General features: G+C 64.8%; 17 protein-coding genes and 2 pseudogenes. 9 read left to right on the forward strand and 10 right to left on the reverse strand.

Annotation, left to right across the window (positions count from 1 at the left end; genetic code table 11):
* Positions 1-76: 76 nt before the first annotated feature.
* The gene (locus tag AC1DN2_RS15875; RefSeq protein ID WP_476851080.1) at positions 77-379 is read left to right on the forward strand and encodes a putative quinol monooxygenase; all 303 of its coding nucleotides are present in this window, start codon (positions 77-79) and stop codon (positions 377-379) included.
* Positions 380-482: 103 nt separating this feature from the next.
* Here the strand turns inward: AC1DN2_RS15875 and AC1DN2_RS15880 are convergent, their stop codons facing one another.
* Together AC1DN2_RS15880 and AC1DN2_RS15885 are read right to left on the reverse strand one after the other, a co-directional pair.
* The gene (locus tag AC1DN2_RS15880) at positions 483-1,094 is read right to left on the reverse strand and encodes an ANTAR domain-containing protein (protein WP_476851110.1); all 612 of its coding nucleotides are present in this window, start codon (positions 1,092-1,094) and stop codon (positions 483-485) included.
* Positions 1,071-1,181 (reverse strand): annotated as a pseudogene (locus tag AC1DN2_RS15885) (response regulator receiver protein); the annotation flags it as partial. The gene AC1DN2_RS15880 and the pseudogene AC1DN2_RS15885, both read right to left, overlap by 24 nt.
* A gap of 36 nt (positions 1,182-1,217) precedes the next feature.
* Between AC1DN2_RS15885 and AC1DN2_RS15890 the strand changes: the two are divergent.
* The 5 genes and pseudogenes from AC1DN2_RS15890 (at position 1,218) to AC1DN2_RS15910 (ending at position 4,685) form a co-directional block, all read left to right on the forward strand.
* Positions 1,218-1,760, forward strand: a complete 543-nt coding sequence (locus AC1DN2_RS15890; protein ID WP_476851081.1) for a hypothetical protein — start codon at positions 1,218-1,220, stop codon at positions 1,758-1,760.
* Positions 1,761-1,979: 219 nt separating this feature from the next.
* Positions 1,980-2,171: an ANTAR domain-containing protein gene (locus AC1DN2_RS15895; RefSeq protein WP_476851111.1), complete on the forward strand. Its 192-nt coding sequence runs from the start codon at positions 1,980-1,982 to the stop codon at positions 2,169-2,171.
* A gap of 271 nt (positions 2,172-2,442) precedes the next feature.
* Positions 2,443-2,526 (forward strand): annotated as a pseudogene (locus AC1DN2_RS15900) (recombinase family protein); the annotation flags it as partial.
* Between the two features lie 370 nt (positions 2,527-2,896).
* Positions 2,897-3,745 (forward strand): Rieske (2Fe-2S) protein, encoded by an 849-nt coding sequence (locus tag AC1DN2_RS15905; RefSeq protein WP_476851082.1) that lies wholly within the window; start codon positions 2,897-2,899, stop codon positions 3,743-3,745.
* Positions 3,746-3,935: 190 nt separating this feature from the next.
* The gene (locus AC1DN2_RS15910) at positions 3,936-4,685 is read left to right on the forward strand and encodes a GTP cyclohydrolase II (protein WP_476851083.1); all 750 of its coding nucleotides are present in this window, start codon (positions 3,936-3,938) and stop codon (positions 4,683-4,685) included.
* 137 nt (positions 4,686-4,822) lie between these two features.
* Here AC1DN2_RS15910 and acs read toward each other — a convergent pair whose 3' ends face one another.
* Both acs and AC1DN2_RS15920 read right to left on the reverse strand, forming a co-directional pair.
* The gene (gene acs, locus AC1DN2_RS15915) at positions 4,823-6,802 is read right to left on the reverse strand and encodes an acetate--CoA ligase (RefSeq protein WP_476851084.1); all 1,980 of its coding nucleotides are present in this window, start codon (positions 6,800-6,802) and stop codon (positions 4,823-4,825) included.
* 6 nt (positions 6,803-6,808) lie between these two features.
* Positions 6,809-7,483, reverse strand: a complete 675-nt coding sequence (locus AC1DN2_RS15920) for an acetate uptake transporter (RefSeq protein ID WP_476851085.1) — start codon at positions 7,481-7,483, stop codon at positions 6,809-6,811.
* A gap of 296 nt (positions 7,484-7,779) precedes the next feature.
* On the opposite strand from AC1DN2_RS15920, the gene AC1DN2_RS15925 reads away from it, so the two are divergent.
* Entirely contained in the window at positions 7,780-8,475 is a 696-nt protein-coding gene (locus AC1DN2_RS15925; protein ID WP_441410677.1) for a hypothetical protein, read from the forward strand.
* 272 nt (positions 8,476-8,747) lie between these two features.
* Entirely contained in the window at positions 8,748-9,986 is a 1,239-nt protein-coding gene (locus tag AC1DN2_RS15930; RefSeq protein ID WP_476851112.1) for an IS256 family transposase, read from the forward strand.
* Positions 9,987-10,064: 78 nt separating this feature from the next.
* On the opposite strand, the gene AC1DN2_RS15935 is transcribed toward AC1DN2_RS15930, so the two are convergent.
* From AC1DN2_RS15935 to AC1DN2_RS15960, 6 genes are all read right to left on the reverse strand, one after another.
* Positions 10,065-11,831, reverse strand: a complete 1,767-nt coding sequence (locus tag AC1DN2_RS15935; RefSeq protein WP_476851086.1) for a glycoside hydrolase family 15 protein — start codon at positions 11,829-11,831, stop codon at positions 10,065-10,067.
* Between the two features lie 82 nt (positions 11,832-11,913).
* Positions 11,914-13,020 carry an enolase C-terminal domain-like protein gene (locus tag AC1DN2_RS15940; protein ID WP_476851087.1) on the reverse strand — a complete coding sequence of 369 codons (1,107 nt, stop codon included), beginning with the start codon at positions 13,018-13,020 and terminating at the stop codon, positions 11,914-11,916.
* 5 nt (positions 13,021-13,025) lie between these two features.
* Positions 13,026-14,819, reverse strand: a complete 1,794-nt coding sequence (locus AC1DN2_RS15945) for a thiamine pyrophosphate-requiring protein (RefSeq protein WP_476851088.1) — start codon at positions 14,817-14,819, stop codon at positions 13,026-13,028.
* Positions 14,797-16,458, reverse strand: a complete 1,662-nt coding sequence (locus AC1DN2_RS15950) for a GMC family oxidoreductase (protein WP_476851089.1) — start codon at positions 16,456-16,458, stop codon at positions 14,797-14,799. The genes AC1DN2_RS15945 and AC1DN2_RS15950 overlap by 23 nt, the downstream gene beginning before the upstream one ends.
* On the reverse strand, positions 16,455-17,105 hold the full coding sequence (locus AC1DN2_RS15955; protein WP_441410672.1) for a gluconate 2-dehydrogenase subunit 3 family protein: 651 nt from the start codon (positions 17,103-17,105) through the stop codon (positions 16,455-16,457). The genes AC1DN2_RS15950 and AC1DN2_RS15955 overlap by 4 nt, the downstream gene beginning before the upstream one ends.
* Positions 17,102-17,557 carry a hypothetical protein gene (locus AC1DN2_RS15960; protein WP_476851090.1) on the reverse strand — a complete coding sequence of 152 codons (456 nt, stop codon included), beginning with the start codon at positions 17,555-17,557 and terminating at the stop codon, positions 17,102-17,104. Before AC1DN2_RS15960 ends, AC1DN2_RS15955 begins: the two co-directional genes overlap by 4 nt.
* 84 nt (positions 17,558-17,641) lie before the next feature.
* On the opposite strand from AC1DN2_RS15960, the gene AC1DN2_RS15965 reads away from it, so the two are divergent.
* Complete coding sequence (locus AC1DN2_RS15965) at positions 17,642-18,127, forward strand: MarR family transcriptional regulator (protein WP_476851091.1); 486 nt, start codon at positions 17,642-17,644, stop codon at positions 18,125-18,127.
* Positions 18,128-18,184: the final 57 nt, after the last annotated feature.

Below are 18,184 nucleotides of genomic sequence, written 5' to 3' on the forward strand. Positions count from 1 at the left end.
CTCGATCCGACGCATTCCGGGCGCTGCGGGAGGGGCGCAGCAGGCCATATCTGCAGCCTTCGATGAGTATGGACTCATGACACACGCACGTTTGGCGACTCTCGGCACCAAGCCGGGCGCGCGCGATGGCCTCATAGAACTCCTCACCAGGCGAGCCGACGGGCTTGCGGAACTGGGTTGCCTCCTCTACGAAGTAGGGGTAAACGACGACCAACCCGACACGGTGTTCGTTGCCGAGTTGTGGATATCCGAGAGCGCCCACAGGGCCTCCCTGGAACTAGACTCGGTCCGGAGCAGCATTGCCGAAGCGATGCCGCTGCTGTCGGGATCGATGAGCAGCCAGGGTTTCGAAGTCGTCGGATCTCCACTGCACGATTGAGGTTCGGATTTTTCGATACCGGTTCCTGATCAAAACGACGCTAGGCCACTTTCTGTGGTGCCTCGGCACAGCCTTGCGCGAAGGCTTCCCAATACGCACGCCGCTAAAAAGCCGGCCCGGAACTTCGGTGTTCCTGGCGACGCGGCTTTCGTGATCGTTCGAGGGTGTCGCGCCGGATGGCCCCCCGCTGGAGCGTGACTGCAGTGGTTGGCCCAGCGGCGGACCGCCCGGAATTTCCAGGTTCGATGACTCTGGGAACATGAGTTACCGGACGACTGTATTGGGGGATCCAGCCGCCCGGACTCACTTCAACGTTACTCCGTTTCGTCGGTGAATAGGGTGAAGTGGATCTGCCCACGTCGCTACCGTGCAGGCCCAGCAGGCAGGCGTCGCAGTACGGCCGGACTGTCGGGTCTTGTGAAAGAGAGGCGACCACTGATGCGGCGATGTCCCGGAGTTTGACGTATCTGGTGCTGGAAGCAATTTTTAGGATTTTTATGGCCGTGTCCTGACTGCAGCGGTTTTGCGCCATGATGGCGCCGGTTGCCAGGTCGATGATCGTCCGGGATTCTATGGCAGCGGTGGGGTTTGTTTTCGCCTCGGCCAGTTGGCTGATCCGGACCGCGAGGCGGAGTGCTTTGGACGCGTGGTATGAGTACGCTTCGACCGTGTCGATATCCTCATCGGTGAAGCCATGGGACCGGGTGGAATACAGGTTCAGGCCCGCTTCTGCTTCTCCCTCAAGGACCAGTGGTACAGACAGGCCGGATCCCACACCCGCCTCCAGCGCGGGCGCCGTGTAGGCGGCCCAGCGGTGCTCGTTGGTTAGGTCCGGAACATGTACGACGACTTGGTTGCGGGCGCTACCTGCGGCGTCTCATCGCAAACCGCCCGACGCCGGGTGGAACGGTTTCTCGCTTCCGGTTACATCACGCTGAGGTGCGACGCGTCCTCCGCAGCGAACCGGGGCCTCCGGGAGGTGACGTTGATGCTCAATGTCCCGGCGCAATACGTTGACGATGCCGGCCGTTACTTCGCCGCCCAAACAAATTGCCGGCTGAGCGCCCAGGTTCTCGGCGCACAGAACCTGGAGGTCACGCTGTGGGTCCGCGACTACTTGGAGGCGCCGGCGTTTGAACGGGAACTGGCCGAGCGCGCGCCCGGCAGCATAGTCATCTCACGTCAGGCTGTGGTCCGGGCGTACACGCGACTTGGCCATATCCTCGATGAATCCGGACGGAGCCTCAGCGTGGTGACGCCGCCGCCGTGGAGGCACGACACACCACAGAATGCCACTGGCTTGCCTCGGGCTGCACAAAAACATTGGGCTGCACGGCGGGAAGAGGAAGCGTCGGCGACCGGCCGTCGGCGGCGGGTTTGACCGCGGCTCACCATGGAGCGAGACGCTGATGGGCCGACGGCGGGGTCAGGTCTACGATTTTGAGAGCCGGCCGCACGTGGGTTGAGGTTGGACGTGCGGCCGGGGCCTGCAACGACGCCAGAGGGCCAGATCTACAGCGTCCAGATACTAATCTCCCCCCTCGGCCTGAGAACAGCCTGAAAGTCTTTGGGCGCGTAAACCAATCCCCCCACTGCAGCCATCGAATCCCGGACCATTATCGACCTGGCGACCGGCGCCATCATGGCGCAGAACCGCTGCAGCCAGGAGACCGCCATCAAGATCCTGAAAAACGCTTCCAACACGCGAAACGTCAAACTCCTGGACATCGCCGCCTCGGTCGTCGCTTCACTATCCCAGGACCCGAGAGTCCGGACGCACTTCGACGCGTAAGCACGTTGCTCAAAAGGCCGGAAGCGCACCGGTGCGGGAGGTAAAACAGCGGTATCGACAGTGCGGCGCGGCAACGCCGCACCTGCGGCTTCGATGTAGGTGGCGATAGGGTCTACAAGCCCGCGGGGAAACGTCCCCCGCGAGGGTGTCCCGCACCTGTCAGGCCCCCAGACCAAGGTCCCGCCCGCGAACACCGGCAAATCCTGAGGTCGGCATAGGACCCGCCCGAGAAAATGCCCGGTGGCTGGGGATAAACGGTACGGGCACGACCATGACCGGACTGCTGATCGGATATGCGCGCGTATCCACCAACGACCAAGACCTCACCGCCCAGAACAATACCCTGGCCGCTCTGACGACGCCGAGCTCCGCGGCTACTGGGAGAAACTCTCAGCACCGGCATGAGAGTTGCGGTCTCCAGTGACTCCTTCCTCGCCTCGGGACCCGACTCTGGACCTGAGTTCGGGCATCTGACTCCGCCAGGCGGGCGTCCGGCTGGGGCGGGCCATGACGTCGGCGCTTCGTGAGGATCGAAGACGTATCCACGCGGCTCACGTACGCCGCTCATTCACGCCCCGGCGGCTCGGACACCTTGTCACGACGGCCGTTTCGGTGGAAAGCTTTGACCATTCGCCACCCGGACTTCCGCCGCTTCAGTGAAGACCGGTTGTAGACACAGTCCTGAACACTCCAGATTCAAGAACTGACGAGACAGAGGAGCTGCCGTGAACCCGCTGAATTCCGTGGTCGCCGCCATAGAACATTCCGAGCGGCTTGACGGGGTGGCTTCAGCCGTTGCCGCCGCGGTCGGGCGGGCAGTGCGGGCGCGCACTGTTCGAAACATCGTCAGCGGCACCGCCCTGGGCCATCCGCTGCATCCGGTCCTCACGGATCTGCCCATCGGAGCGTGGACCATGGCAATGCTCCTTGACACGATAGGGGGCGTGGATTCCGCCCCCGCCGCCGACATCCTGGTGTGCGCGGGCATTGCCGCTGCTGTTCCCACTGCGGCAGCCGGGCTCAACGACTGGTCGGACACCCAGGGGAAGGCAAGGAGAACAGGGCTAGTTCACGCGGTCGCAAACAGCACAGCCCTCTGCCTCTACACAATCTCCGCTGTGGCCCGCGCGCGCGGACACCGCGGTGTCGGAAAGTCACTGGGCATGGCTGGGTTCGGGATCCTGATGTTCGGCGGTTTCCTCGGCGGACATCTCACCTATGCCAGCGCCGTGAACGTCAACAAGACCGCAGACAGGAACGGCCCTACGAAGTGGACACCTGCGCTCAGTGAGAATGACTTGCCCGACGGCGACCAGCGCAAGGTGGACATTGCCGGCGTCTCCCTGCTGCTGCACCGCGCAGGCACCCAGATTCACGCCCTGGACAGCATGTGCAGCCACATGGGCGGCCCACTGGATGAAGGGAAAATCGCCGACGGCTGTGTCACCTGCCCCTGGCACGGAAGCACCTTTCGCCTCAACGACGGGAGCGTCGTGCGCGGGCCAGCCAGCCACCCGCAGCCCGCATACGAAACGCGGCTCAACGACGGTCAAATCGAGGTCCGCCGACGATAGGGCCGGCACTACGCACGCCTCAACCCGCAGCGCTCCGGGGAGCGTGAGGGCCTGCGGACGTCGGTCCAGGCCTGAGGCCGCGCCACCTCGCGACGATGTGCGCGGACCAGGAGCGCAATCGAATTCACGACGGAAAGGTCATCGCCAAAAACCAGACGCCGCGATTCCAAATCCCAGAAGGAGGGGCTCAATGTCCACGGAACGACTCACTGCAACAGGACCGGGGGCTGGAATGGACGGTGTCGGCACGGCGTCCGCCGACTCAGCCTCGTTTGGATCCGCCGGACGGGAGCGCTCGGTTCCCCCTGGGGCCCTGGTGCGTACCCGGGTGCGTATCCCTCTCAGGTTCACCGACGGCTTCGCCACGACCGCAGATGCGTTCACTTTCCGGGATCTGGTGGACCGCAAGGAGCACCTGCTGCTGGGGCTCGGTGATTGGCACGGCGCCCTCGCCGCGGCTGCCGCCCCCTTGGTGCGCCCTCACAGCGAATGCCTCACCGGGGACGTCCTGGGATCGCAGAGGTGCGACTGCGGCCCACAGCTCCGCGAGGCGGCCGAGCGGATCGCCGGTGAGGGCGGCTTCCTGCTGTATCTGAGGCAGGAAGGCCGGGGCATCGGACTCTACGAGAAGCTCGACGCCTACTCCCTTCAGGACCGCGGGCTCGACACCTACGCCGCGAACGTCGCCCTCGGCCACGGTGAGGACGAGCGGGACTATCGTGCAGCGGCCCAGATGCTGCTCGCCGTCGGAGCGCACCGGATCCGGCTGCTGAGCAACAACCCCGACAAGGCCCTCCAGCTCGAGGCCAACGGCGTCGCTGTGGCCGAACGCGTGCCCACCCGGGTCCACCTCTCCTCCGCAAATGCCCGCTACCTGGCCACCAAACGCGACCACACCGCCCACACCATCGTCCTGGGACCGATCCCGACCGACATGTGAAGGAATTCCGTCGCCTCCGGCCACTACCAGTTCCTCAAGTTTGCCGGAGCGGACCTCCGAAGTATCCAGGTAAGCGAGGAAGTCATCCATGTCATCTCTCCCGTTGAAGGCCCCGGCTGAACGCCTCGACCTGGCAATTAGTGCGGGCCGGCGGCGCCGCCTGGCATGCCGGCTTTGATCAGATCCATCACTGAGGAGTCGGCCAGGGTGGTGACATCCCCGATCGGCCTGTCCTGCGCCACGTCTTTGAGGAGCCGTCGCATGATCTTCCCGGACCGGGTTTTAGGCAGCTCGGTGACCACCATGATCTGCCGGGGCCGGGCGATTTTGCCGATTTCCTTGGCTACATGGTCGCGCAGCTCCTGCACGACCTCCGGTCCGCCGTCGCCCGCATCGCTGCGCAGGATGACGAAGGCGACGATGGCCTGCCCGGTGGTGTCGTCGAGGGCGCCGACGACGGCGGCTTCGGCCACCTTCGGATGGGCGACGAGCGCCGATTCGATCTCCGTCGTCGAGAGCCGGTGTCCTGCCACGTTCATCACGTCGTCCACCCGGCCGAGAAGCCAAATATCCCCGTCCTCGTCCTTCTTCGCGCCGTCCCCGGCAAAGTAGAGCCCCGGGAACCGTGACCAATACGTCTCCACGTACCGGTCGTTGTCACCCCAGATGGTGCGCAACATGGATGGCCAGGGTTCCCTGAGGACCAGATAGCCGCCGGAGCCGTTGGCAACCGGTGCGCCCGCGTCATTGACGACGTCGGCCACGACCCCGGGCAACGTCCTCATGGCGGCGCCCGGTTTACCCGCTGTGACTCCCGGGAGCGGACTGATCATGATGGCTCCGGTCTCGGTCTGCCACCAGGTGTCCACCACGGGCGTGTGGTTGTGCCCGATGTTCTCGCGGTACCAGATGTAGGCCGCCGGGTTGATCGGTTCGCCCACGGTTCCGATCACGCGCAAACTCCTGAGACTGTACTTGGCCGGTATCTGGGCGCCCCATTTCATGAAGGTACGGATGGCGGTCGGGGCGCAGTAGAGAATCGAGACTTTGTACTTGTCGATGATTTCCCACCAGCGGCCCTGGTGCGGGGTATCCGGCGTGCCCTCGTACAGCACGGAGGTGGCACCGTTGGCCAAGGGACCGTACACGATGTAGCTGTGCCCGGTGACCCAGCCGATGTCCGCGGCTGTCCAGAAAATATCGGTCTCGGCCTTTAGGTCGAACACCGCCCAGTGGGTGTAGGCGCACGCCGTGAGGTAGCCCCCAGTGGTGTGCAGGATGCCCTTGGGCTTGCCCGTGGTGCCGGAGGTGTACATCACGTACAGGGGATGGTCAGCGTCGAAGGCCTCGGCGTCGTGATCGGCGGAAGCCAGCTCAACCGAGTCATGCCACCAAATATCACGGCCCGGTGTCCAGTCGACCTCCTGGGCTGTGCGGCGGACCACCAGGACGTTGCGAACGTCCGGACAGTCCAGCAGGGCCTCGTCGACGGCGGGCTTCAACCCATTGGCCTTGCCGCGGCGGTAGGCGCCGTCGGTCGTTATGACGATCCGCGCGTCGCAGTCGTGGATCCGCGTCCGGAGCGCGTCCGCGGAAAACCCGCCGAACACGACGGTGTGCGGTGCTCCAATTCGTGCGCAGGCCAGCATAGCCACGACGGTTTCCGGGATCATCGGCATGTAAATGGCAACCCGGTCTCCCGGCTTGACGCCCAGATCGGTCAGCGTGTTCGCCGCCTGGCAGACCATGTGGGTGAGCTGGGCATAGGTGATGGCACGGGTGTCCCCGGCTTCTCCTTCAAAGTAGTAGGCGACCTTGTCCCCGCGGCCGGCAGCTACATGCCGGTCAAGGCAGTTGTACGCGGCATTGAGCCTGCCCCCGACGAACCATTTGGCAAATGGCGGATTCGACCAGTCCAGGACCTCACTCCATTTTTGGGACCAGTCCAGCCGCTCCGCCTGCCGCGCCCAAAACGCCAGCCTGTCGCCGGCAGCTTCGTCATAGTCCGACGATGTAGCGTTGGCCTGCGCCGCAAAGCCGGCGTCCGGAGGAAAGCGCCGCTGCTCGTGCAACAGGTTTGCGAGGGTCTCATCCGATTCTGTTGGGTCTGCTGCCATGGCCTGTCACCGTCGTCCCACCGGAAGCACAGTCCGCTTGTAGGTGGAGTTCGCGACCACCGCGAGGGAGCAGTACCAGGCAATCAGCGCCGTCACGATGCCCAGCCAGCCGCCCAGCATCGACAGCCCGGCTGCCCCGAAGAAGGCGCCGAGAAACAGCGCAATGAAGGTCAGGGTCAAGAAGACAAAAACGGCAAAGACACCCATGCTGACGCGCCAAGCTGAAACGGTCATATAGGCGGTAAAGATTGCCCAGCCCAGAAGATAGAGGCCGACAGCTTTGCCGGCGTCCGCTGCCGGAAGACTGCCCGCGCTGAACTGGCTCAGGAACCAGAAGGACAGCCAGAAGGCTCCGTACGAGCAGAACGCCGTCGCGCCGAAAACGTTGCGGTTGGCAAATTCCCAGATTCCGGCGGCGAACTGCGCCATGCCGCCGTAGAACAGTGCCAGTCCCAGGACAACGGGTTCGACTGCTTTGGGGATCAGGCCGGCATTGATGACACTGAGGACAAACGTGGTCATTGCGAAAGCGCCCAGACCCAAAGCTGCCGGATCGGCAAAGGGTGGGCTGGTGCTCCCCTGTGGAGAAACAACTGCGTCTTGGGCTGGTACGGGATTTTCAGCCCTGCGACCACCTCCCGCCGGGACGGTCCCCGCCGCGGAGCTTGATTCGACACTCATGGCACGACTCCTTGGTCAACACCAGCACCATTGCTGGTGACGTATAACAGGCTACTCCTGAATGCGCAAGGAAATTATCTGAATTTGTTGTGATTCAGGTCGCGCACCCTTGTGTCGCAGATCACATTGCTTGGCCCAGTGGTGAAGTGCCGGCAGGACCATGCCCCCTCTTGGCCTGAACCGTACCGCCTAGGGTCGAGCATGCGTGTACCGTTCGAACCGAACGGCGCCACGCCGGGCGGACCAAAAGTCGACTCTGCGGCTCCCGTCCCGGCCCAGGACCTACACTCCTGACCATGACCACCCACAATGAACGGCAGGCCCGGGCGGAACACCGTTGGCCTGCCGTCATCGGCCTTCTCATCGCACTGGCGCTATACGCCACGCTGCCCACGACGTTCCTTCCGGCGGTACGCTACTCCGTTGTTGTCGTCGGCCTGGCCCTGCTGATTCCGCTCATTATCCTGAATCCACGCAGGTTGGTCCGCGAAACCCGCTGGTCAAGGCATCTTTCCGTCGGCCAGGCGTTGTTGCTTGTCGTGGCCAACGAGGCAGCACTCGTCCAACTGGTCATTCTCCTCACGAACTCCGGAAACAGCAACGGGCCAACGCTGCTGCTCGCGGCCCTTCAGGTATGGGTGACAAACGTCATCGCGTTCGCCTTGGTCTACTGGGAACTGGACCGGGGCGGTCCGGTCACCCGGCGCCACGCCACGCGCCATGAGCTGCCCCGGGCAGACTTCCGGTTCCCCCAGGACGAAGACCACGACGCAGTGCAGGAAGTTGCCGCCCGGTCCTCCGTGAAGACGGACTGGACGGCTTCATTTGTCGACTACGTCTACTTCTCCCTTTCCAACTCGATGGCATTCAGCCCCACAGACACGATGCCCCTTTCGGCCCGGGCAAAATCCCTGATGGGACTGGAGGCCTTCGGAGGATTCGTGCTGCTCGCACTCGTCATCGCCCACGCCGTCTCCCTGCTTGGCCAGTAGGCCGCCGGGCAGCAAAGGGCCGGACACGAACGACAGCCGTTCCACGATCGAAGCGCCCTGCCCCTATATGTCACACACACCGGTTCACAACGAACAACTGCTCCCCGCCAGCCAATTTTCCGCAAGGTGACTTGCGGCTGGTCTCAGTTTTCGTCGAAATATCTCGGCCTCCGTATGGTCAGTGGCGGGGAGTGTCTGAATATCGGTGGATTCAGGGTTGGCCAGACACACCGGGCGATGCCTGGCGGGGAGGACTGATCATGAGCGGAACCATGGATCCCATGGCGACTGAATTGGATCAGCAAGAGTTAGCGCAGCAGCTCCTGGCCCAGGCCAAAGAGCAGGGTATCGATCTCGTCGGCCCGGACGGGCTGTTGAACCGGCTGACGAAAAACGTCCTGGAGACCGCTCTGGAAGCGGAGATGGACGAACACCTCGGATACGAAAAACACGACGTGTCCGGGCGCGGGAGCGGGAACTCCCGCAACGGCACCCGCACCAAGACCGTCATGACGGAGATCGGGCCGGTGGAGATCGACGTGCCGCGGGACACCGGTGCGACGTTCGATCCGCAGACCGTGAAGAAACGCCAGCGCCGGCTGACGGGAGTCGACGAGATCGTGTTGTCGCTGAGCGCGAAAGGGCTCACGACCGGAGAAATCGCAGCCCACTTCGCCGAGGTGTTCGGCGCCAGGGTCTCGAAGGACACGATCTCGAGGATCACCGAGAAGGTCATCGGCGAGATGACCGAGTGGCAGAACAGGCCGCTGGACCGCGTCTACCCGGTGGTGTTCATCGACGCTATCCACGTCAAGATTCGTGACGGGCAGGTCACGAACCGGCCGGTCTATGTCGCTATCGGTGTCAGCGTCAACGGTGAACGCGACATCCTCGGGCTATGGGCCGGGGACGGCGGCGAAGGCGCAAAGTTCTGGCTCTCGGTGCTGACCGAGATCAAGAACCGCGGCGTGGAGGACGTCTGCATCACGGTCTGCGACGGACTCAAAGGCCTGCCGGAGGCCATCAACACCGTGTGGGAACTCGCCGTCGTCCAGACCTGCATCGTGCATCTGATCCGGAACACCTTCCGGTATGCGGCCCGGCAGTACTGGGACGAGATGTCCCGTGATCTGCGCCCGGTCTACACGGCACCGTCCGAGGCCGCGGCCAAGGAAAGGTTCGTAGAGTTTTCGACCAAGTGGGGCCGGCAGTACCCGGCGGTGACCCGGCTGTGGGAGAACGCCTGGAGCGAGTTCGTGCCGTTCCTGGACTACGACGTCGAAATCCGGCGGGTCATCTGCAGCACCAACGCCATCGAATCCCTCAATGCCCGCTACCGGCGCGCGGTCCGGGCCAAGGGCCATTTCCCCACCGAGCAGGCGGCCCTGAAATGCCTGTACCTGGCGACCCGGGCACTGGACCCGACCGGCAAAGGCAGGGCACGATGGGCCTCACGGTGGAAGCCGGCCCTGAATGCCTTCGCCATCAGCTTCGACGGAAGAATCAACTAAATGCCAACGGTGAATCCACCGTTAAACGGACACTCCCCAGTGGCGGTGTCCTCCTGCAAGAGGGTGTGTTAACTGTCGTCATGGTGCCGCCGGCCGGGCGAGGCGGTGAGCTGTTTCGAGCATGGCGGCGTGGACGAACGCCTGGGGGAAGTTGCCGCGCAGCTGGCGCTGTTCGACGTCGTATTCTTCGGTGAACAGTCCCGGGGAACCGCAGGCGGCCCGGTTGCGTTCAAAGAGTCTGAATGCGTCTGTGGTGTTGCCCTGCTCATGTTCGGTCAGGGCCAAGAAGAAGCCGCACAGGAGGAAGGCGCCTTCGGCGTCCGCCAGGGGGCCTGGCCCGTGCCTGAACCTGTAAACGTATCCATCATCGAGGAGTTCTTTCCTCACGGCCGCTGCCGTGGCGAGGGAGCGGCCGTCGCCGGTGGGGACGGCTCCGCGGATGGCGGGAAGAAGCAGTGCCGCGTCGATCCTCTCGTCGTCGGCCGATCGTTGCCATCTGCCGCTGGGGTGCGTGCAGGTGTCGGCTGTATGTGCCAGAATCCTGTCTGCCAGTGGTCCCCAGGCAGAGACCTGGGTGGCGGGGGCATACCGGGAGACGGCTTTGAGGCCGGCGACGCACATCAGCCGTGAATGGGTCCACCGTTCGTTCTCGAGTTCCCAGATGCCGGCATCCGGCTCGGCCCACTTCTCCTCTATGGCCGCCACCGCCTGCTCCACTGCGTGCCAGTGCCTGTTGTCGAGGTGGTCATGGCGGGCGGCGGTGGCGAAAAGCAGCAGGGCTTCGCCGAGACTGTCCAGCTGGAATTGCCCGTTTACCCAGTTGCCGACCTTGTCCGTCCCGCCCGGGTAACCCGGAAGGTCGAGTGTGTGCTCGTCCGGGACCCTGCCGCCGCGGACGGTGTAAGCGGGTTTGAGGCTGGTTCCGTCCGCCAGCAACCGTTCGCTGACGAAGTGCACCGAGCTGTCGAGGAGGCCGGTGGCTCCGCCGGCACCGGCGGCCTGGCCGGCAATGCATTGATCCCGGATCCAGGCGTAGCGGTAGTCGTAGTTGCGTTTTGCCTCGTCACGCTCCGGCAGGCCCATGGTGGCGGCTGCGGCCATGGCACCGGTTGCGCCGGTCATCCCGCGCATGACCGCGTAAGCCCGGCGGGCGTCGGCAGGGGCAACAGTCCCGTTCATTGCAGGTACCGTTGTGGCCCAGGCGCGCCCGGTGGCCGTCCAGAGATCCGCAGGGACGGGCGGCCGGGTCGGTAGCGGCCTGGCGGAAAGCTCCATCACGACGTGGTGTTCCTCTCCGGGCCTAAGCTGCACATCCTGTTGCAGCACGCCATCGTTCGCGTTTGCCCGGCCCATCCCGCTGACGCGAAGGTGCAGTCCGCCGCCCTCACCGGACCACACACCGTCCCCGCCGTTGGAAAGGTCCACCCGGCACCGGCCGAAGCCCGGCCGGGGGTGCAGGAGGACCCGGACCGGCGCGGTGCCCGATACAACCCGGATATGACGCATCAGCACCGCCAGGGCGGGGTCCCCCGGCATCGCGAGGGCCTCGCGGCATTCGACGATGCCGTCCGTGGTGACCCAGCGACTGTTCCAGATCAGTGTGCCGTCGTCGTAGTGCCCTCCCCACACATAGCGCGGGTTCAGGGGTGTCACGGAAAATGCCCCGGCGCCGCCCACCAGGGACGAGAACACGGCGGGGTCATCCCATTGCGGGGCACACAGCCAGACAACGTCACCGCGCGGGCCGATCACCGCGCCCCGTTCACCGTCCGCCAGCAGGGCATAGTCGCGCAGAACCTGGGGCGGGAAGAAGACTTCCCCGCCATCGGGCTGGGCTGGTGTCATCAGGTGTCCGCCAGGCCCGTACCGGCGTGCCTGCGTCCCTGAAAAGCTGAGTGTTTCAAGCTGGCTCCTTCTGCTCCACGGCCTAGATTCGGTATGGTTCGGCGTCCAGGGCCCGGAAAATGAGTCCGTTGCCGGGCCGGTCGTCGCTGGGCCGAACGCTGCCTCCTTGTGGATCGGGCGTCCCGTCGAAGAACATCTCCTCGATCCGGACGTGGTCGTGGAACCACTCCAGGTGACGGAAATTGCGGGTGCTTGCAGCCGCGGGCACGGTCAGGTTCGGTGCACAGTGCCCGGAGACTTCCAGGCCGTGGGCCGCGGCTACCGCGGCGGCCCGGAACCACTCCGTGATTCCCCCGCAGCGGCTCACATCCACTTGAAGGCAGTCAACGGCGCCGGCGCCGCACATCTGCTGGAAATAGAACAGGGTCGTACCGTATTCGCCGGCTGCGACATCCGCCGTGACAGACTGCCGGACCTGGCGAAGCCCCTCAAGGTGATCGCTGGATACCGGTTCTTCGAACCACGTCAGATCCTGCTCTGCCGCGGCGTCGAAAACCCGAACGGCTTGCTTGGCGGTGTAAGCGCCGTTGGCGTCGACGAACAGCTGGACGTGCGGCCCGATGGTGTCCCGTGCCTGACGGATCCGGAGGAGGTCGCGGGCCGTGTTCGCGCCGCGGTCCTCGCCGATTTTGATCTTGACCCGCGGGATCTGTTGCTGGCCGGTCCAGCCCTCCAGCTGGCGTCGGAGCTGGGCCTCTGAATAGGTGGTGAACCCGCCGCTGCCGTAAATCTCCACCTCCGCCCGCGCCGCCCCGAGGAGCCGGTGCAGGGGAAGGCCGAGGATCCGTGCCTTGAGGTCCCAGAGCGCGCAGTCGACGGCGGAGATCGCGTAGCCGGCCAGTCCGGGGCGTGGAGTGTTGCGCACCGCCCGGGCCATGGCTTCGGCCGCTGCAGGAACGTCGAAAGGGTTGAGCCCGGTAACGGCCGGTTCCAGGGTCTCCTTGATCAGCGCCGCGCAGGCCCCCGGCGCGAAGGTCCAGCCGATGCCGGTCCAGCTGCCGGCCACGGCCTGGACCAGGACGATGGTGGTGGCGTCCCACGCCAAGGTTCCGTCGCCCTCCGGCGCGCTGGTCGGCACCGTGTAGGCCGAGACGTCAAGACGTCCCAGCTGAAGGCTTGAATCGATCATGACGGTCAATCCTTCTTGTGCGGGAGGAACTCCTGGGCCTTGGCTTTGACGCCTTCTTTGATGATGCCCCAGCCGCTGTCGTCGCCCTTCATGACCGCTTTTGCGCTGTTGAGTGCCTGTTCCAGGGTGGCGTGGGGCGGGATTGGCGGGATGTCCGGGTCTGTGCGCACATCCAGAACGGTCGGCCGGTCCGCTGCGAGTGCCTTCTCCCATGCGTCCCCGAGTTCGTCGGGGGACCCCACGCTGATGCCCTGCAGCCCGAGGCTGGACGTGAAAGCCGCGTAGTCGACGTCGGGAAGGGCTTGGGATTCACGGAACGCCGGGGCCCCTCCCATGGCCCGCATTTCCCAGGTCACCTGGTTCAGGTCATCGTTGTGCAGGATCGCAACGATGAGCCTGGGATCAGTCCACTCGCGCCAGTAGCGCTGGATGGTGATGAGCTCGGCCATGCCGTTCATCTGCATGGCACCGTCCCCGGCGAAGGCGATCACAGGACGTGCGGGGTGGGCGAATTTTGCTCCAATGGCGTAGGGCACCGCCGGTCCCATGGTGGCCAGGTTGCCGGACAAGGAGCCGCGGATGTGGCCATGAAACTTCAGTTGCCGGGCGTACCAGTTGGCCGCGGATCCGGAGTCTGCTGTGAGGATTGCGTCGTCAGGCAGCCGGTCGGAGAGCTCGGAGAAGAGCCGCATGGGGTTGATGGGGCTGGCTTCGACCATGGCCTCGGCGCGCATGGTCTCCCACCACCGGGTGATTTTCGTTTCCAGGTCTGCGCGCCAGGACTGGTTCTGTTTCCGCTGCAGATGCGGAATCAATGCCCGCAGGGCGGTGGCGGAATCGGCGACGATGTTGAATTCGTAGGGGTACCGCAGTCCGATCATGCCTGGGTCGATGTCGATCTGGACACCGCGCGCCTGCCCTTCTTCCGGCATGAACTGGGTGTAGGGGAAGCTTGATCCGATGGTCAGCAGGGTGTCGCAGTCGCGCATCATTTCGTAGCTGGGGCGGGTTCCGAGAAGGCCGATTGATCCGGTCACATAGGGAAGATCGTCGGGCAGGGAGTCCTTGCCGAGCAGCGCCTTGGCAACGCCTGCGCCCAGCAATTCCGCGACCTGGCGGACCTCCGCGGCCGCGCCACGGGCCCCCCGGCCAATGAGCATGGCCACTTTGCTTCCCTCGTTGAGCAGCTGGGCCGCGCCGCGAATCGCGTCGTCGTTGGGCTGGATTTCAGGCCAACGGATGCCGAGGCTGGAAGGAACCATCTTGAAGGCGTGCGTCGGTGGCGTGTACTCCAATTCCTGGACATCGGACGGGATGATGACCGCCGTCGGGGCCTTCCTTGCCAGGGCTATCCGTACGGCCCGGTCCAGGACGTTGGGGAGCTGCTCGGGGACCGTGACCATCTGGAGGTACTCGGAGGCCACGTCCTTGAAGAGGCTCAGCAGATCCACTTCTTGCTGGTAGGAGCCTCCCATCGCGCTGCGGGCTGTCTGGCCGACGATCGCCACCACCGGCACGTGGTCCAGTTTCGCGTCGTACAGCCCGTTGAGCAGGTGGATCGCGCCCGGGCCGGAGGTGGCCATGCAGACCCCGACCTTGCCGGAGAACTTGGCATAGCCGACGGCTTCGAAGGCACTCATTTCTTCGTGTCGGGCCTGAATGAATTTCGGTTCGTTGCCGGCTTTCCCGAAGGCAGCGAGCAACCCGTTGATGCCGTCCCCCGGAAAAGCAAAAACTTTGTCCACGCCCCATTCGCGGAGCCGGGCCAGCAAATAATCAGCAACTGTCTGTGATGCCATGATCAGTTTCCCTTCCAGTGCTCAGTCTTTCGGCGGCGCGGGCCGCCACCGCCATGATCGTCAGCGCCGGGTTCGCGCTTCCCTGTGTCGGCAACACGCTGCCGTCGGTGATGAACAGGTTCGGAACGGCGAAGCTGCGGCACATCTGGTCGACCACGCCATGGCGTTCGTCGGCAGCCATCCGCGCCCCGCCCACCAGATGGGCGAAGCGTTTGATGGTCATGACTTCGTCCGCGCCTGCAGCTTTCAGGATCTTCTCCATGACATCCTGCGCGGCGCCCATCAGTTGCCGGTCGTTCTCGCATTGGCTGTAGCTGAACTCGGCAACCGGCAGCCCGGTCCGGTCTTTTTCCTCCGCCAAGGTGACACGGTTTCCTTCCAGCGGAAGAAATTCGCACAGCGCGCCCAGGCAGGCCCAATGCGGAAAGTCGCTCATGTAGCGGCGCAAGTCCGCTCCCCAATGTCCCTGGGCGGAGACGTGCTCGGCCCAGGTGATGGGCAGCGGCGAAACGGTCTGAATGGAGAATCCGCGCTTGTAGGGCTTGGTGGGGTCCGTTTCATAGAAGTCCTCAGTGCTGACTTCCGGCGGCGGAGCCTTCCACATGCGTACCTCCGCGTCGAACCGGCCCGCCGTTTGCGGCGCGCCCTGGACCATCACGTACCGGCCGACCTGGTCGAAGTCGTTGCACATACCCTGCGGGAATCTCGCTGAGGTCGAATTCAGCAGGAGACGCGGTGTTTCGATCGAATATCCGGCGACGGCCACCATCCGCGCCCGCTGGAACCGTTCCCGCCCGTGCCGGGTGTAGTGGACACCGGTGGCCCTGCCGGTCCCTTCGTCGAAGCCGATGCGGGTCACCATCGAATCGGCCCGCACTTCGGCGCCGTGGGCGAGTGCGTCCGGAATGTGGGTTATCAGGGGCGAGGCCTTCGCGTTCACCTTGCAGCCTTGAAGGCAAAAGCCCCGGTAAATGCAGTGTGGCCGGTTGCCGAAGCGGCCGTTGGCGATCGCGACCGGACCGACCTTGGCCGTGATCCCGCAGGCGCGTGCACCGCGGAGGAAGAGCTCTCCGTTGCCCGAGACGGGGTGAGGCCGGTGCGGATACCGGTGCGGATCGCCCCACGGCCAGGGTTCTCCGGCCACCGGGAGTTCCCCTTCGATGTCCTCATAAAAGGGACGCAGATCCGCGTAGTCCAGGGGCCAGTCGGCGCCGACGCCGTCCGTGGTGAAGGTGCGGAAGTCGCTGGGGTGGAACCGGGGCGTGTATCCGGCGTAGTGCACCATGGAGCCACCCACCCCGCGGCCTGAGTTGTTCGATCCGAGGGGCACGGGGTCATCACCGCCGATCACGCGCGGATCGGTCCAATACAGTTGATGCGAGCCGGCCTCGTCACTCACCCAGTCACGCTCAGGGTCCCAGAACGGGCCAGCATCGAGGGCGACCGCCCGCCATCCCGCGCGGGCCAGCCGTTGCAGCATGGTTGAGCCGCCCGCTCCGCACCCCACGATAACGATGTCCACTTCGTCACGGTCATCGAACACGCGCATGTCATCGCGCAGCCGGTGGTTGCTGCCCGGGCCGGCCGGCAGCAGCCACGCGGATTCATTACGGCTCCGCACGCTCCGCACGTGGCTCACCTCCGGGTTCCACCGTCCAGCGCCACGGGGTCCTCCGTGGGTCTGGTATCGGCCACTTCGAACGGTTCCAGCCGGTTGAGTCCCACATTTTTATACCCGCGGGGGTACGCGGGCCCCCCGAATCCGATCTCGTCCCACGCCCACGGATGTGAGTAAAAGGCTGTGCACGCGTAGCGGGTCCACAGCCCCCACACGCGTCCGGCCGGCAGGCCCTGCCATGACGAAGCGCCCAGGTCCCTGACGGTCCGGAGCAGGTCGGCCTGCCGGTCGTCGTTGCAGCTGGCGAACGTCTGGTTGAACGCCTCTTCCGCCGCACGGTCCAGCGCCGACAGCGATGTCCGCCAGGCCTGTCCGTCTTCAGGCATGTCCTCGAAGCGCCAGCCGTCGGTCTGGTTCTCGGCCAGGCGCGCGTCGACGAAGTTAACGACCGGGACGCGGGGCTCGGCATGCTGGTCAAGGAGTTGGTCAAAGAGTGCCCTGGCAGTGGCCTCTTCGGCCGGGGTGAAGAAACGGATGTCGGCGGGTCGCGCCAGCCGGCCCAGGACCACGCCCGCGGTTGCCCGGTCCCAATGGCCGGACTGGGCGAGCGTGCTGAATCCCGGGTACCGGCCACCACCGGCGCCCCTATCCAGGGGAAGCCGGCTCATCGCTCCCGCCTGAGAACGGAAGCCAGCAGCCCCATGCCGCCGACCAATGTCACCAGCAGCGGCGCCAGCAGCGGCGGTCCCATCTCCAGGTTGTAGCGCAGATTGGAGAATCCGCCCGGTTTTTGGGCTATTCCCCGGGCATGCAGATAGGTTCCCTGCAGCCCATTGGCCACTATCGCGGCACTGGCGATCGGCAATACAGTTTTGGCCATCCTGCGGCTGAAGACCCCGGCAAGCCCGGCCGCGGCGCCCACCGGACCAAGCGCCACGGGCAGCCACATCCATTTGTTCCCGAAGCTGGCCTTGTCATGTTCGAAGTAGATTTCTGCCGCTGTCACCAAGGCCCCCGCTGCGGTGAGCCCGGAAAGAGACCGTTCGAATCTGCCCGTTTTCACGTTGCGGACCAGGCGATCAACGAGGTGGGTCATTTCCCTTTCGGGTGCATGCTTCATGGTGCGCTCCTCCGCAATCAGGAAAAATACGTGCCGCTGGGCAAACTTTGCTGCTCCGCAAGCACCGGGGTAATACTGGGGTGCGTGGAAAGAAACAGCGACGAGCGCGCCGACGCCCAGATCGATGCGGTCCTTAGGGCCGCGAACGTCCTGCTGCGTGTCGTGGCCCAGTCAGTTGTCGAAGTCGAAGACATTGTCACCAGCCCCCAGCTGCGGGTGCTGGTAATGATTGCCTCGCGCGGACCGCAAAATCTCGGTGCGGTAGCCATGGAACTGGGGGTCCACCCGTCCAACGCCACCCGCACCTGCGACCGGCTGGTCAATGCCGGACTGATCGCGCGGCGCGATGACCCCGCGGACCGGCGGTACGTGGAGTTGTCCCTGACCCCTGAAGGCGCGTCGCTGGTCAACACCGTCCTGGAGCACCGGCGAAACGCCGTTGCCGCGGTGATGGGACGGATGACAAACGAGTTGCGCGGCGCCACGGCGCTGGGAATGGACGCGTTTGCCGCGGCGGACGGCGGCGAAGGCACCGAAGACGGCAGGTTCACCATCGACCTGCACGTGTGACCGGCGCCGCTGCCAGGCGCGCAAGCAACACCGCTGACGATGATCATCCGAACTCCC

The organism is Arthrobacter sp. 01L42, assembly GCF_056400005.1.

Bases quoted from the DNA above. Each gene is read 5' to 3' on its own strand.
- AC1DN2_RS15875 (WP_476851080.1), top strand. From the start codon at position 77: ATGACACACGCACGTTTGGCGACTCTCGGCACCAAGCCGGGCGCGCGC.
- AC1DN2_RS15890 (WP_476851081.1), top strand. From the start codon at position 1,218: ATGTACGACGACTTGGTTGCGGGCGCTACCTGCGGCGTCTCATCGCAA.
- AC1DN2_RS15910 (WP_476851083.1), top strand. From the start codon at position 3,936: ATGTCCACGGAACGACTCACTGCAACAGGACCGGGGGCTGGAATGGAC.
- acs (WP_476851084.1), bottom strand. From the start codon at position 6,802: ATGGCAGCAGACCCAACAGAATCGGATGAGACCCTCGCAAACCTGTTG.
- AC1DN2_RS15920 (WP_476851085.1), bottom strand. From the start codon at position 7,483: ATGAGTGTCGAATCAAGCTCCGCGGCGGGGACCGTCCCGGCGGGAGGT.
- AC1DN2_RS15925 (WP_441410677.1), top strand. From the start codon at position 7,780: ATGACCACCCACAATGAACGGCAGGCCCGGGCGGAACACCGTTGGCCT.
- AC1DN2_RS15930 (WP_476851112.1), top strand. From the start codon at position 8,748: ATGGATCCCATGGCGACTGAATTGGATCAGCAAGAGTTAGCGCAGCAG.
- AC1DN2_RS15935 (WP_476851086.1), bottom strand. From the start codon at position 11,831: ATGACACCAGCCCAGCCCGATGGCGGGGAAGTCTTCTTCCCGCCCCAG.
- AC1DN2_RS15940 (WP_476851087.1), bottom strand. From the start codon at position 13,020: ATGATCGATTCAAGCCTTCAGCTGGGACGTCTTGACGTCTCGGCCTAC.
- AC1DN2_RS15945 (WP_476851088.1), bottom strand. From the start codon at position 14,819: ATGGCATCACAGACAGTTGCTGATTATTTGCTGGCCCGGCTCCGCGAA.
- AC1DN2_RS15955 (WP_441410672.1), bottom strand. From the start codon at position 17,105: ATGAGCCGGCTTCCCCTGGATAGGGGCGCCGGTGGTGGCCGGTACCCG.
- AC1DN2_RS15960 (WP_476851090.1), bottom strand. From the start codon at position 17,557: ATGAAGCATGCACCCGAAAGGGAAATGACCCACCTCGTTGATCGCCTG.